Source organism: Kocuria rhizosphaerae, from assembly GCF_044462265.1.
GTDB classification, from domain to species: domain Bacteria; phylum Actinomycetota; class Actinomycetes; order Actinomycetales; family Micrococcaceae; genus Kocuria; species Kocuria rhizosphaerae.
Map to the genome: position 1 here is coordinate 1 of NZ_JBISWL010000089.1, position 12,924 is coordinate 12,924.

Here is a 12,924-nt window from a genome sequence, read left to right on the forward strand (position 1 = left end):
CCGGCCGCCGGTGCGGGCTCGGTCAGAGCGCCGTCTCGTCGCGCTCCCCGGTGCGCACCCGCACGGCCTGGTGGACGTCGGTCACCCACACCTTGCCGTCACCGGCTCGGCCGGTGTTGGCGGAGGAGACGATGACGTCGACGATGTCCGTGGCCTGGTCGTCGTCCACGAGGATCTCGACGCGGACCTTCTCGAGCAGGTCCACCGTGTACTCTGCACCCCGGTAGACCTCCGTGTGGCCCCGCTGCTGACCGTAGCCGTGCACGTTCTGGACGGTCATGCCCTGCACGCCGTAGGACTCGAGGGCGGACTTGATGTCCTTGAACTTCTCCGGGCGCACGATCGCGGTCACGAGTTTCATGGCGGGCCTGCCTTTCGTAGGGAATCTCTGGCTTGGCGGTCGGCGCACGGGTCAGTGCGCCACGGGCTCGGAGCGGCCGGGCTCGAAGGACGCGCCCTCGCCCTCCGCCGTGTGCCGGCCCGGGGTGAAGGAGCCCGTCGCATCCCCGGCCAGCGCGTAGCCGGTCTCCGCGTGCTGGGTGATGTCGATGCCGTCGATCTCGTCGCGGACCGGGATCCGGAAGCCGACCGTCTTGTCGATCACGAAGGCGATGACGAAAGTCAGGACCGCGCAGTAGACCACGGAGACGAGCACCGCGACCACCTGGGTCAGGAGCAGAGCGAAGCCGCCGCCGTAGAACAGTCCCGCCGTGCCCTCCGAGGGCAGGGCCACGAAGCCCAGCGCGACCGTCCCGACGATCCCGGAGACCAGGTGGACGCCGATGACGTCCAGCGAGTCGTCCATGCCGGTGCGGTACTTCAGGCCCACGGCCAGGGCCGAGCAGATGCCGGCCACGAAGCCGATCCCGATCGCCCAGACGGGGGAGACGTTGGCGCAGGCCGGGGTGATGGCCACGAGCCCGGCGACGGCGCCGGAGGCGGCGCCCAGGGACGTCGCGTGCTGGTCGCGGATCCGCTCGGTGAGCAGCCAGCCGAGCATCGCGGCGGACGGGGCCACGAGGGTGTTGATCCAGATGAGCCCGGCCTGCTCGGCGGTGCCGGCGGCGCCGGCGTTGAAGGCGAACCAGCCGAACCACAGGATGGCGGCGCCGAGCATCACCAGCGGGAGGTTGTGCGGACGCTGGCTCGGGTCCTTGCCGAAGCCCTGGCGGGCGCCGATGATCGTGATCAGGACCAGCGCGGCGACGCCGGCGTTGATGTGCACGACGAGCCCGCCGGCGAAGTCGATGGCCTCGCCGAGCGCGGCGCCGATGGCGCCGTCCTCGGTCAGCAGGCCCCCGCCCCAGACCATGTAGGCCAGCGGGGCGTAGACGAGGGTCGCCCAGACGGGCACGAACAGGACCCAGGCGCCGAACTTGGCCCGGTCCGCGATCGCCCCGGAGATCAGGGCGACCGTGATGATGGCGAAGGTCCCGCCGAAGGCGGCGCCGAGCAGATCCTCGGTGCCCATGATGTCGCCCAGCGCGAACGACGGGACGGGGCTGCCCGTGATCCCGCCCAGGAGCGGGTCCCCGCCGCTCATCGAGAAGCCCCACAGCACCCACACGATGGAGACCATCGCGATGGAGATGAAGCTCATCATCATCATGTTGAGGACGCCCTTGGCGCGGGTCATTCCTCCGTAGAACAGGGCCAGGCCGGGGGTCATGAAGAAGACCAGGGCGGCCGCGACGATCGTCCACACGTGTCCAGCGGTGATTTCCACGATGTGCACCTCTCTCTCGGGATCAGGTCGGTCACCGGTGCCACTGGCCCGTTCCCCGTGGGGCCGTCCGGTGCTCACCGTTCCCTTCGAGTCTCCGAGAGAGATGTTTCGTCCGCCGCCGCGCCCGGTTGCGAGGATGTTTCGCCCGGGCCCCCACTGTTACGGGCTCGTGAACTGCCGCGTGCCTGCCCGCCGTCCGGGGGACGGACCACCGCACTCCGGGGGACGGCTCAGTCCAGGAGGGCGTCCACGAAGGCGGCGGGCTCGAAGGGGGCCAGGTCGTCGGGCCCCTCGCCGAGACCGATCAGCTTCACCGGCACCCCGAGGCTCTTCTGGATCGCCACGACGATTCCGCCCTTGGCGGTGCCGTCCAGCTTCGTGAGGACGATGCCGGTGACGTCGACGGCCTGGGAGAAGACCCGGGCCTGCGTCATGCCGTTCTGACCGGTGGTCGCGTCGATGACCAGCAGCACCTCGTCGACCTCCGCGGCCTTCTCCACCACCCGCTTGATCTTGCCCAGCTGGTCCATCAGCCCGGCCTTGTTCTGCAGCCGTCCGGCCGTGTCGATCATCACGACGTCGGCCTCGTGCTCGATGCCCGCGAGCACGGCGTCGTGGGCCACGGACGCCGGGTCCGCGCCCTCGACGTCGGAGCGCACGGTCGGCACGCCGACCCGGGCCCCCCAGGTGGCGAGCTGGTCGGCGGCGGCGGCCCGGAACGTGTCCGCGGCGCCGAGCACGACGTCCTTGTCCTCCGCCACGAGCACCCGGGCGAGCTTGCCCACGGTGGTCGTCTTGCCCACGCCGTTGACGCCCACGACGAGCACGACCGCGGGTACGGGCCCCTTGCGCTCCACCGCGAGGGAGCGGTCCATGCCGGGGTCGACGAGGGCGACGAGCTCCTCCCGGAGCATCGCCTTCACGTGGACGGGGTCGCTGGTGCCCTCGACCTTGACCCGGCGCTGGAGGGCCTCGACGAGCTCGGTGGTCGCCTCGGTGCCGAGGTCGGCGAGCAGCAGCGTCTCCTCGATCTCGTCCCACACGTCCTGGTCGATGCGGTCGCGGGAGAGCAGCGCCAGCAGCCCCTTGCCCAGGACGTTGCCGGAGCGCGCCAGCCGTCCGCGGAGCCGCGCCATCCGTGAGGACGCCGACTCGGGGCGGTCGAGGGCGGGACGGGTCTCCTCCGGCGGTGCGGGGGCGGTCCCCGGGCTCAGGTCCCCGGGGGCCTCGGCGGGAGCACCCTCGAGGTCGTCGGCGTCCCGGGTCGAGGAGTAGCCGCCGCGGGGCGCCTTCGGCCCGCGCAGCAGGACCAGGCCGAGCAGCCCGAGGACCGCGACGGCGATGAGCACGTACACGAGAACGGGTATCGAATCCACGTGCCCCAGCTTCTCACACGAGAGCCCCCGCGGGCCCTGGCGGCACCGGTGCCCGGTGCGGGCCCTAGACTCGTCGGGTGCCCGTCCAGCCCACAGCCCCCGTCCCCGACCGTGAGCGCGTCCCGCAGCAGATCACGGTGCTCATCGCCGCGGCGTTCGTCATCGCGATCGGCTACGGGATCGTGGCCCCGGTGCTCCCCCAGTTCGCCACGACGTTCGGCGTGGGCGTGGGGGCCGCCTCCGCCGTGGTCAGCGCCTTCGCCCTGGCCCGGCTGCTCTTCGCCCCGGCCGGGGGCCGGGTCCTGAACCGGATCGGCGAGCGCCCCACCTACGTGGTCGGCGTGCTCGTCGTGGCCCTGTCCTCCGCCGCCACGGCCTTCGCCCAGAGCTACTGGCAGCTGCTGGTCTTCCGGGGTCTGGGCGGGATCGGCTCCGTGATGTTCACGATCTCGGCGATGGGGCTGATCGTGCGGCTGGCGCCGCCGCGGATGCGCGGGCGGGTCTCCGGGTACTACTCCTCGGCGTTCCTCGTCGGCGGGGTCCTCGGCCCCGTGGTGGGCGGGCTGCTGGCCGGTTTCGGGCTCCAGGCGCCGTTCCTCATCTACGCCGCCGCCCTGCTCGTGGCCGTGGCCGTGGTGCACTTCCGGCTGCGGGACGAGGACCTCTCGGCCGGCGGGGACCGGGGGGTCCGGCCCGTGATGACCGTGGCCGAGGCCTGGTCGGTGGGCGCCTACCGCGCGGCCGTGGCCTCGAACTTCGCGAACGGCTGGACGTCCTACGGGATCCGCGTGGCCCTCGTGCCCCTCCTCGCGCTCGCGGTCCTGGGGGCCGGCCCCGGTGTCGCGGGGCTCGCGCTGGCGGTCTTCGCGGCGGGCAACGCCCTGGCCCTGACGGTCACGGGCCGGCTCAGCGACCGGTTCGGACGCCGTCCGCTGGTGCTCACGGGGCTCGTGGTCAACGGCCTGGCCACGGGGGCGCTGGGCCTCTCCCAGGACGTGGTGTGGTTCCTGGCGCTGTCCCTGGTCGCGGGCATGGGCTCCGGCACGCTGAACCCGGGCCAGCAGGCGACCGTGGCGGACGTGATCGGCCCGGACCGCTCCGGCGGGCCCGTCCTGGCGCGCTACCAGATGAGCGCGGACGGCGGCCAGATCCTCGGCCCCCTCGTGGCGGGCGCGCTGGCCGAGGCCGCGGGCTTCGGCTGGGCCTTCGGCGTCTCCGGCGCCCTGATGCTCGTGGCCGCACTGGCGTGGCTGCCCGTACGGGACACGATGGAACGGCCGGGGCCGCACTCCGCTCCGCGGCCGGCCTAGGTGTAGTTCCCCGTGCCAGGTACGACATGTCGCGACCGGCATCGAGCAGGCAGTAGCTGCTGAACGACCGGACCACTTCGGGGACGATCGCTCCGTCTTGCTCGGCCTGCCGGACGACGAGGCACATCGGCGCCCCGGGCAGTCCGTCGTAGGCTCCGACGTCGAGGTTCCCCAGGACGAGGCCGTCGATGTCCGCGAGGTTCCGGAGCCGGCGGCACAAGGTGTCGAAACCGCGCCGGAGGTCCGTGGTGGACGGACCGTAGTGGTTGCGGATCTCCCGGAGGCGGGCCAGACCGTTCTCGGGGACCAGCCCGACGACGCCGATGGTGAGGAGGCTGCACCCTGCGCTCACCACGACCGTGTGCCACCTTCCGTCGACCTGCCCCCGAGGACCACGGCCAGGACGACAGGCACCACACCGATCACGAGCAGGGACGTCACGGGTGCCGTGGGCTCGTTCCCGAAAGCGTTGCCCACGGTGGAGTGCGACGTCTCGACCACAGGCCTGTCGTGGGAGACGTTTCGCGGAACCAGCACGGGTGACCTCCGCTCCCCGGGGAAGCTCTGCGTTGCGCGCTCGCCGACCTGGGACGAAGCGACAGGACCGACTGCGGCATCGTTGCAGCCGCCGGCCCCGGTGGCGTGGCCGGCGGGGCCTCGACTGCTGCCGCTGAGCGCCGGCAGGGGCCGGCGAACCCGGAACCCCGCGGACACGGCCGGAGCGTCCTGCCCCGCCGGAAGTTCGCCCACCTCCTGGAAAGACCACGAGCACCGGGGGTGACCGGCACGGGGAGATCGCTCGGAGCTGGGCGCATCAGGTTCCGTCCCGTCCCGGTCGTGGCGCCCATCGCGCTTCGCGGGCGGCGGCCCGACGCCACCTTCCCGCCGCCTGGAATGTCCGGGCGCTCGAGAACCGGAAGCCGGAGTGGGCCGGCGGGCCGGCAGACTCGCCCCAGCGGGACTGGCACGCCGGGGCGTGCATCGCCGCCGTCGTCTCCCGCCTCGGTGTGGTCTCCTTCCAGGAGGTCCATCGCAACCCCGCAGCGGACCCGGTCGGTCGCTGCATGCCGTCCGGCAAGGTGTCCGCACCCGGTGCGGTTCGGTCCCGGGGACCGGCCCGCACCTCACCGACCGTCCACCACGGCTCACCAGGAGAAGCACCACGACATGACGGTCGTCGAAGGCCCCGTCGAGCACGGGGACGCCCGTGGCGGGACCATCGGGTTCCCCACCACCGCCCTCGCGCTCCCCGGCGCCGGCCCCGCTCGGTCTCCGCACGAGCACCCCGCCCGGCCCGCCCGGATCTGATGCGCCGGGTGCGCAGTTCCGGTCGCCTACGATCCGGACCGCAAGGTCGCGTGAATGACGGTGCTGTCATCCATGTGCTTCAGGCGGGGATAGGTCGCATAGTCGGGATCGGCGTCCAGGAGGGCGGAGAGGACATCGATGATGCGCTCGGGGGAGGTCGTGCGCAAGGCGCGGATCAGTTGGGCCGGGGTGTCGAAGAGGTGCACCAGGGACCGGGTCGCGGTGAAGCCGTCGGTCATCAGCGCGAGGTCGGACACCGCCTCGGCGTCGAAGGTCTCCAGACGGCCGTGATGAACGCCGGCGGCGCTGAGGTCCGCGATCCAGTAGCCGCCGTCGGTGTTCTTCAGTCGTCGGTTGCTGAGCAGGTGACCGGTGACCTGTGCGCGGGCGTCCTTGTTCGTGGCCCGGTGCTCCCGGGCCCAGGCGCACATGGTCTCGACCACCGCGCTGTCCAGCTCCTCCACGGTGCGGTCATGGCACACGCTCACGCTCCCGTCGTGGTGTTCGACCACGGCCTGGCAGTCGCCGAGGGAGAAGACCTCCAGGACCGGTCCATTGACGCGGGCGATGATCACCGAGGCCGAGGGTTCGGCCTCCGGCGCCGTGGCCGGGGAGGGGGACATCTTCGTGAACTCCGTGCGGAGAGCGTGCAGGCAACGTCGGAGGATGTCCGGGACGGAGGTGCTCGGATCCTCGAGCCTCTCGGCCAGCAGCGCGGTCAGACGGTGAGAGAACCATTGCGCGTCGCTGGGCCACCCGGTGACGTGGGCACTGAGCAGCCCGGTGGCGCCGTCGATGACGACCAAGGCGTGGTCGGTCACCGCCACGGCGTCCTCGTTGATGTGGTGACCTGCACGGGTGGCCCACACGGCTCTCCGCCACGCCCGCCCGTCCGGTGCACGATGGAGGGCGCCGGGGTTCATGCGAGCTGGTCATTGAGGTCTTGGGCTTCCCGGTAGTAGTCGAGCAGCGCCAGTTCGGAGGCGGCTCCGGGATCGAGGACGACCACCGCCCGACGGTGCAGCTGCAGCACCGAAGCCGGGCACCACGCGCTGACCGGGCCCTCGACCATCGACCGTACGGCGGCGGCCTTGTTCTTCCCCAGGGCCACCAGGACCGCGCGCCGCGCCTCCCCGATGTTGCCCAGACCCTGGGTCAGGCACAGCCGGGGCACCTGCCCCTCGGCGAAGTAGCCGGCGTTGTCCGCACGGGTCTTCCCGGCCAGGGTCTTCACCCGGGTGCGGGAACTCAGCGATGAGGTGGGTTCGTTGAAGCCGATGTGCCCGTTGGCTCCGATGCCCAGAATCTGTACGTCCACCCCGCCGGCGGCCGCGATCGACGCATCGAATCGATCCGCCTCGGCCACGAGGTCCGCGGCATCACCCCGCGGAGTGTGCAGCTGGTCCAGGGGCAGATCGACGTGATCGACGAGTTCGCGGCGGATGGTCGAACAGTAGGACTGCTCGTGGTCGGCGGCCAGCCCGGCGTACTCGTCCAGGGTGAAGGCCGTGACGTCGGCGAAGCTCAGGCCCTGCTCACGGTGGCGGCGGATGAGCTCCTGGTAGGTCGACTCCGGGGAGCCCCCGGTGGCCAGGCCGAGCACGGCCGGTCCCTGACGGACCCGGGCTTCGATGATGTCGGCGGCCCGGACTCCGACCTCGGCCGCGGTGTCGCACAAGATGATCTGCATTCTCAGTCCTTACTCTGTTGTCACGGCGGCACCGGCACGGTGGACCGCCAGCACCTCCAGGTCCTCGGTGGTGCTCACCAGATCGGCGCGGCGCCCGGGGGCCAGGACGCCCAGGTGGGTCAGGCCCATCAGCTGGGCGGGGGTCCGAGTGGCCGCCGCCACGGCATCGGGGAGCGGAACGCCCCACTCGACACAGCGGCGCACGTTCTCCAGCAACCGGCTGGTGCTCCCGGCGATCGCCCCGGCGGTGTCGCCGGAGCCGGTCGGAGCGAGGCGGGCGGTGCCGTCGGCGACGACGACCTGCAGGCGGCCCAGGGTGTAGCGGCCGTCGGTCATCCCGGCGGCGGCCATGGCGTCAGTGATCAGTGCGATGGAGGCCGGCCCGACCAGGGCGAAGACCATGCGGACGATCTCCGGATCGAGGTGGACCCCGTCGGCGATCAGCTCCAGCACCATTCCTCCCGGGTCGTTCCGGGCCGCCTCCAGCAGCACCGGGATCGGGCCGGGCCGACGGTGGTCCACCGGCAGCATCCGGTTGAACAGGTGCGTGGCCGCCCACGGCCCCTCACCGATGATGGAGGCCTCGGCGAGGGCCTGCCGGGTCTGGGTCGCGGTGGCAAGGGTGTGCCCCAGGGACGGGACGACACGGTGGGCGCGGCACAGTGCCACGAGTTCGGGGAAGTGTGGAGTCTCCGGGGCCAGGGTGATCGATCGCACCGTTCCCCGCCCGGCCTCCAGCCACTGGTGCAGCAGGTTCGGGTCGCCGTCGATGATGGCGGCCGGGTCCTGGGCCCCGCACATGGCTCCGCTCAAGAACGGCCCCTCCAGGTGCAGACCGGCCAGAGTCCCTTCGTGCACCAGGTCCCGCAGGACGGTGATCTGCTCCAGCAGCACCTCCGAGGGGGCTGACACCAAGGAGGCGATCACGGAGGTGGTGCCCTGGGCCGCGTGGTGACCTGCTGCCCGACGGGCCCCGTCGGCGTCGGCGGAGAAGGTGTGTCCGACGGCGCCGTGGCAGTGCACGTCCACCAGCCCGGGCAGGATCACCGGCACCGGGCGGGCCAGCTTCGTGACGTCGTCCGGCGCGGCGGCGGCGGGGCCGCACCACTGGACGTGCCCCTCGGCCACTCCCACGATCCCGTCCTCGATCACCGGCTCCCCGGGCCGACCGGTGAGGACCCGGCCGCGGACGGCCCAGCCCTCGCCGGTGGGGTGGACGCGAGGTTCAGCCGGCATCGGGCTTCACCATCGACGGGGCGTCATCGGTTTCTTCCTCCCGGCCCGGGGTGCGCAGGTTCCAGCGACGGATCACGAAGCGGAACAGCACGTAGTAGATCAGGGCGTAGCCCAATCCGATCGGGATCAGCAGCAGGGGCTTCTCCGCGATGCCGAAGTTGAGCATGTAGTCGATGGCCCCGGCGGAGAACCCGAACCCGTGGTGGATGTCGAGGGCGTTGACGACCATCATGGAGGTGCCCGTGAGCAGGGCATGGATCACATACAGCGGCCAGGCCACGAACATGAAGGAGAACTCCAGGGGCTCGGTGATCCCGGTGAGGAAGGCCGTGAGCCCGGTGGAAAGCATGATCCCGCCCACGAGCTTCTTCTGGGACGGCTTGGCCTCGTGCCAGATGGCCAGCGCCGCCGCGGGGAGGGCGAACATCATGACGGGGAAGAAGCCGGTCATGAACACGCCGGCGGTGGGGTCACCGGCGAAGAACCGGTTGAGATCGCCGCTCGCGCCCTCGTAGTCGCCGATGATGAACCACACGATGGAGTTGAGGATGTGGTGCAGGCCCATCGGGATGAGCATCCGGTTCAGGAAGCCGTAGACCCCGCTGCCCACCACCGCGTTCTCCGAGACCGCCTCTCCCACAGAGGTCAGTCCCCGGTCGAAGAACGGATAGATCAGGGCCATGACCACGCCGATGACGATGGCGGCCACGGCGGTGAGGATGGGTACCAGCCGGCGCCCGGCGAAGAAGCCCAACCAGTCCGGCAGCTTCGTGCGGTGGAAGCGCTGCCACAGCAGCGCGGCCGTCAAGCCCATCACGATGCCGGCCAGCACCCCGTAGTTGATCACCGGCTCCTCCCCGCCCTCCGGCGCGGCCCCCAGCACCAGTGGCGCCATCGCGGTGAAGACATTGGTCAGCACCAGGTAGCCGACCACCGCGGCCAAGGCCGTGGAGCCGTCCCCCTTGCGGGCGAAGCCGAAGGAGATGCCCACCGCGAACAGCAGTGGCAGGTTCTCGAACAGGGCCCCGCCGGCGGCGCCGATGACGTGGGCGACCGTGGTCAGCGCCTCGAACCTGCCCAGCAGGTCGTCCTGCCCCAGGCGCAGCAACAGGGCCGCGGCCGGCAGGGCGGCGATGGGCAGCATGAGGCTGCGCCCGAAGCGCTGCAGGTTCTGCAGGGACTTGCCGCTGCTTTTCGTCTTGCCCGCCGGCGGGGCGGTCGTTGCGCCGCTTGCCTCCGGGGGTGGTGTGTTCTCCGTGGACATGAGGTGCCTCGTTTCGAAGTCGGTGGTTCTTGTGCGGAGCCGGGGGAAGTCAGTACAGTCGTGCCAACTGGTTATAACCAGTGATGACAATCACTGTGAGGTGTCGCAGACGCACTTGTCAACCGGCCCGGTGTCGGAGCGAGGAAGCGGGCGAACAGATCACCGTGACGGCAACGAACATGTGAGGAGTTGGAGATGTCCAAGGCAGAGAAGATCCTGGCCGCACTCGGCGGGGCGGACAACGTGGAAGAAGTCGAAGGCTGCATCACCCGGCTGCGCACGGAGGTGGCCGATGCTTCATTGGTCGACCAGGAGGCGCTGAAGGCCGCCGGCGCCCACGGCGTGATGGCCGCCGGCACGGTCGTGCAGGTGGTCGTCGGGCCCGAGGCGGAGAGCCTGGCCGAAGACATCCAGGACCTGATGTGAGGAGCGGGCACGAGTCCGTGGCGGTGCTCTCGCCGCTGCCCGGTCGGTGCGTCGAGCTGAGCCGGGTGCCGGATCCGGTCTTCTCCCAGGGACTGGTGGGCGGCGGGGCGGCCGTGGAGCCTGACCGGGACGCGGGCCGGCTCACGGCCATCGCCCCGCTGGAAGGGCGGGTGATCAAGGTGATGCCCCATGCCTACATCGTCCAGCACCCCTCCGGGGCCGCGGTGCTGGTGCACGTGGGCATCGACACCGTCAACCTGAAGGGGGAGGGCTTCACGGTCCACGCCGCCAAGGGCGACCAGGTCCGGGCCGGGGACCCGATGGTCGAGGTCGACGTCGCCCTGGTGCGGGCCAAGGGGCTGAGCGCGTGCAGTCCCGTGGTCGTGCTGGACACCGCCCCCGACGCGGTCACCCCCTCGGATGTTGGTTCGCAGGTGGCCGCAGGCGCCCCGTTGTTCGACCTGCCAGAATAGTGACCCATGGAGACGCGCGGAGGGCTGAAGCACGAATGGGTGCGACTGCAGCTGCAGACCCTGGCCCAGGGGCGGCTGGGGCCCGGGGACGCCCTGCCCGGGGAGCGCCAGCTGGAGGAGCAGTTCGGTGTTTCGCGCATCACCGTGCGCCGGGCGATCTCCGACTTGGTGCGTGAGGGCGTGCTGGTGCGCGTCAAGGGCAAGGGCACCTTCGTCTCCCACGGGCGGGTGCGCTCCGACCTGCACCTGGCGTCCTTCAACGAGGACATGCGCGCCGCCGGCTTCATCCCGAGCACCCGGGTGGTCACCGCTGTCTCGGCGGTGCCCCCGGGGCCGGCGGCCCAGCACCTGGGTCTGGGCGCCGGCGAGCCGGCCCACCTGCTGCGCCGGTTGCGCTTGGCCAACGATGCCCCGGTGAGCGTGGACGAGTCGTGGGTCGCCCCGGACCTCGTGCCGGACCTGCTCTCCCAGGAGCTCACCGGCTCCCTCTATGCCATCCTCGCCGCCGCTGGACACCCGGTGCGGCAGGTGGAGCAGACCGTGGAGGCCGGCGCGGTGACCGAGGACATCGCCGAGCTGCTGGAAGTGCCTCCGGGATCCCCGGTCCTGGTGTTCCACCGCCGCTCCTTCTCCGGCGAGGAGAACCAGGACGTCCCGATCGAGTACTCCGTCTCGACCTACCGTTCGGACCGCTACCAACTGTCCATGCGCCTGGTGCAGGCATGAATCCCACACCGCCGGGACGATCCCGGACCGGAACGCCGATCCTGGCGATGGAGGCCGACGCGGTGCTGTTCGACATGGACGGCACCCTGGTGGACTCCATCGCCGTGGACGAGGCGATCTGGGCCGACTTCGCCCACCGGTACGGACTGGACGCGGACGAGGTGCTGGGCTACACCCACGGCCGGCAGACACTCGACTCCGTGCGCCACTTCCTGCCCGACGGGCGGGACGCTCGCTCGGTGGCCGCCGACCTCCAGGCCCGGGCACTGACCTGCACCGACGGCATCGTGGAGGTCCCCGGGGCGGCCTCCTTCCTCGAGCAATTGACGGGCATGCCTGTAGCTGTGGTCACCTCGTCCCCGCGGGACATGGCCCGCCGGCGTCTGCGTGCCGCCGGTCTGCCGGTGTCCGGTCCGCTCGTCGCCGCCGAGGATGTCGTGGAGGGCAAGCCCTCGCCCGAGGGCTATCGTCGTGCCGCCACCCTGCTGGGTGTCGACCCTCACCACTGCCTCGCCTTCGAGGACGCCGAGGCCGGGATCAGGGCGGCCGTCGCTTCCACCGCCCACACCGTCGTCGTCGGGAGCCACGCCTCCAGTGCGACCGCCGGGCTTCCGCGCATCCCCGACTACACCGCCATGACCGTCTCCCCCGCGACGTCCGGCCGAGGTGCACGGCGCTTCCGCCACCCGTAGGACGGCTCCCGCCCTCGGGCCGTCGGCTGCTGGAGGGGTACGGGGCGCCCTGCTGGACCGATGGCACGTCAGCCTGGGCCTGGATGCGCCGATGTCGAGAGGTGCGGTGGGTGAGCCCTGACGGACGGATGCTTTTCCTGCTCGGGACGATGGGAGTTCTCGAAGCATCCGCGTCACCCGGCAGAAGGGCCCCCGGCAGTACGGGTCTCTCTCACACGCTTTCCGCTGATCTCGATGATCCCGACCTCGTGTCCACCGCCGGACCGCTCCCGGTGCCGGACCCGGCCGAGGAGGCCGGGCCGCACGATCTCGTCTCCGACCGCCTCACGGTGCCGGGTCCGGCCGGGGCGGACGCGCCCGCGAAGGTCCCGGCCCTGGTGGCGGGGATGCTCGCCGGGGCCGAGGAGGTCGCCCACCTCGACCTGGACGAGACCATCCGTGAGACCCACGGCTACGCCGAGCGGGGCGCCGGATACGGCTACAGCGGGCGTGCGGGGACCGAACGCGCAGCCGGCGACCCTGTCCACCGCCACGATCACGGTCCGACCCGGCGTACCGCAACCGGGACGTGGTCGCGGCAGCACGAGCGGGCGGGGCACGGTACTCGATCACCGCGCGGATGGATCCGGCCGTGACCGCGGCGATCAGCCGGATCCCGGAGCAGGAGCGGGTGGGCATCGAGTACCCGCAGGCGGTC

Annotated in this window: 15 protein-coding genes; 7 read left to right on the forward strand and 8 right to left on the reverse strand. The window is 71.4% G+C overall.

The window, feature by feature from the left end:
* Positions 1-22 precede the first annotated feature (22 nt).
* The 3 genes from ACH9EU_RS10750 to ftsY all read right to left on the reverse strand — a co-directional run bounded on the left by ACH9EU_RS10750 (position 23) and on the right by ftsY (position 3,102).
* Entirely contained in the window at positions 23-361 is a 339-nt protein-coding gene (locus ACH9EU_RS10750; protein WP_396413927.1) for a P-II family nitrogen regulator, read from the reverse strand.
* Positions 362-412: 51 nt separating this feature from the next.
* Positions 413-1,726 (reverse strand): ammonium transporter, encoded by a 1,314-nt coding sequence (locus ACH9EU_RS10755; RefSeq protein ID WP_396413928.1) that lies wholly within the window; start codon positions 1,724-1,726, stop codon positions 413-415.
* A 230-nt stretch (positions 1,727-1,956) separates the two neighbouring features.
* Positions 1,957-3,102, reverse strand: coding sequence for a signal recognition particle-docking protein FtsY (gene ftsY / locus ACH9EU_RS10760; protein ID WP_396413929.1), 1,146 nt, complete (start codon positions 3,100-3,102; stop codon positions 1,957-1,959).
* Positions 3,103-3,179: 77 nt separating this feature from the next.
* Between ftsY and ACH9EU_RS10765 the strand changes: the two genes are divergently transcribed.
* Positions 3,180-4,412: an MFS transporter gene (locus ACH9EU_RS10765; protein WP_396413930.1), complete on the forward strand. Its 1,233-nt coding sequence runs from the start codon at positions 3,180-3,182 to the stop codon at positions 4,410-4,412.
* Between the two features lie 348 nt (positions 4,413-4,760).
* Here the strand turns inward: ACH9EU_RS10765 and ACH9EU_RS10770 are convergent, their stop codons facing one another.
* Positions 4,761-4,949 (reverse strand): hypothetical protein, encoded by a 189-nt coding sequence (locus ACH9EU_RS10770; protein ID WP_396413931.1) that lies wholly within the window; start codon positions 4,947-4,949, stop codon positions 4,761-4,763.
* A 630-nt stretch (positions 4,950-5,579) separates the two neighbouring features.
* On the opposite strand from ACH9EU_RS10770, the gene ACH9EU_RS10775 reads away from it, so the two are divergent.
* The gene (locus ACH9EU_RS10775) at positions 5,580-5,720 is read left to right on the forward strand and encodes a riboflavin kinase (protein WP_396413932.1); all 141 of its coding nucleotides are present in this window, start codon (positions 5,580-5,582) and stop codon (positions 5,718-5,720) included.
* 26 nt (positions 5,721-5,746) lie between these two features.
* Here the strand turns inward: ACH9EU_RS10775 and ACH9EU_RS10780 are convergent, their stop codons facing one another.
* From ACH9EU_RS10780 to ACH9EU_RS10795, 4 genes are read right to left on the reverse strand one after another with little or no spacing between them, the layout of a single operon-like run.
* On the reverse strand, positions 5,747-6,589 hold the full coding sequence (locus tag ACH9EU_RS10780; protein ID WP_396413933.1) for a protein phosphatase 2C domain-containing protein: 843 nt from the start codon (positions 6,587-6,589) through the stop codon (positions 5,747-5,749).
* Positions 6,590-6,639: 50 nt separating this feature from the next.
* Positions 6,640-7,410 carry a glucosamine-6-phosphate deaminase gene (gene nagB / locus ACH9EU_RS10785; protein WP_396413934.1) on the reverse strand — a complete coding sequence of 257 codons (771 nt, stop codon included), beginning with the start codon at positions 7,408-7,410 and terminating at the stop codon, positions 6,640-6,642.
* Positions 7,411-7,419: 9 nt separating this feature from the next.
* Positions 7,420-8,646, reverse strand: a complete 1,227-nt coding sequence (locus tag ACH9EU_RS10790) for an amidohydrolase family protein (RefSeq protein WP_396413935.1) — start codon at positions 8,644-8,646, stop codon at positions 7,420-7,422.
* Entirely contained in the window at positions 8,636-9,910 is a 1,275-nt protein-coding gene (locus tag ACH9EU_RS10795) for a PTS transporter subunit EIIC (protein ID WP_396413936.1), read from the reverse strand. The genes ACH9EU_RS10790 and ACH9EU_RS10795 overlap by 11 nt, the downstream gene beginning before the upstream one ends.
* A gap of 195 nt (positions 9,911-10,105) precedes the next feature.
* On the opposite strand from ACH9EU_RS10795, the gene ACH9EU_RS10800 reads away from it, so the two are divergent.
* The 5 genes from ACH9EU_RS10800 to ACH9EU_RS10820 all read left to right on the forward strand — a co-directional run bounded on the left by ACH9EU_RS10800 (position 10,106) and on the right by ACH9EU_RS10820 (position 12,862).
* Positions 10,106-10,336: a glucose PTS transporter subunit EIIB gene (locus tag ACH9EU_RS10800; RefSeq protein WP_396413937.1), complete on the forward strand. Its 231-nt coding sequence runs from the start codon at positions 10,106-10,108 to the stop codon at positions 10,334-10,336.
* Positions 10,333-10,809 (forward strand): glucose PTS transporter subunit IIA, encoded by a 477-nt coding sequence (locus ACH9EU_RS10805; protein WP_396413938.1) that lies wholly within the window; start codon positions 10,333-10,335, stop codon positions 10,807-10,809. Before ACH9EU_RS10800 ends, ACH9EU_RS10805 begins: the two co-directional genes overlap by 4 nt.
* 6 nt (positions 10,810-10,815) lie before the next feature.
* Positions 10,816-11,535 (forward strand): UTRA domain-containing protein, encoded by a 720-nt coding sequence (locus tag ACH9EU_RS10810; protein ID WP_396413939.1) that lies wholly within the window; start codon positions 10,816-10,818, stop codon positions 11,533-11,535.
* Positions 11,532-12,227, forward strand: coding sequence for an HAD-IA family hydrolase (locus ACH9EU_RS10815; protein ID WP_396413940.1), 696 nt, complete (start codon positions 11,532-11,534; stop codon positions 12,225-12,227). Before ACH9EU_RS10810 ends, ACH9EU_RS10815 begins: the two co-directional genes overlap by 4 nt.
* 248 nt (positions 12,228-12,475) lie before the next feature.
* Positions 12,476-12,862 (forward strand): hypothetical protein, encoded by a 387-nt coding sequence (locus ACH9EU_RS10820; RefSeq protein ID WP_396413941.1) that lies wholly within the window; start codon positions 12,476-12,478, stop codon positions 12,860-12,862.
* Positions 12,863-12,924 lie beyond the last annotated feature (62 nt).

What these genes read in the sequence shown, in the direction of transcription:
- ACH9EU_RS10750 (WP_396413927.1), bottom strand. Translation starts at nt 361, where the DNA reads ATGAAACTCGTGACCGCGATCGTGCGCCCGGAGAAGTTCAAGGACATC.
- ACH9EU_RS10775 (WP_396413932.1), top strand. Translation starts at nt 5,580, where the DNA reads ATGACGGTCGTCGAAGGCCCCGTCGAGCACGGGGACGCCCGTGGCGGG.
- nagB (WP_396413934.1), bottom strand. Translation starts at nt 7,410, where the DNA reads ATGCAGATCATCTTGTGCGACACCGCGGCCGAGGTCGGAGTCCGGGCC.
- ACH9EU_RS10790 (WP_396413935.1), bottom strand. Translation starts at nt 8,646, where the DNA reads ATGCCGGCTGAACCTCGCGTCCACCCCACCGGCGAGGGCTGGGCCGTC.
- ACH9EU_RS10795 (WP_396413936.1), bottom strand. Translation starts at nt 9,910, where the DNA reads ATGTCCACGGAGAACACACCACCCCCGGAGGCAAGCGGCGCAACGACC.
- ACH9EU_RS10800 (WP_396413937.1), top strand. Translation starts at nt 10,106, where the DNA reads ATGTCCAAGGCAGAGAAGATCCTGGCCGCACTCGGCGGGGCGGACAAC.
- ACH9EU_RS10810 (WP_396413939.1), top strand. Translation starts at nt 10,816, where the DNA reads ATGGAGACGCGCGGAGGGCTGAAGCACGAATGGGTGCGACTGCAGCTG.
- ACH9EU_RS10815 (WP_396413940.1), top strand. Translation starts at nt 11,532, where the DNA reads ATGAATCCCACACCGCCGGGACGATCCCGGACCGGAACGCCGATCCTG.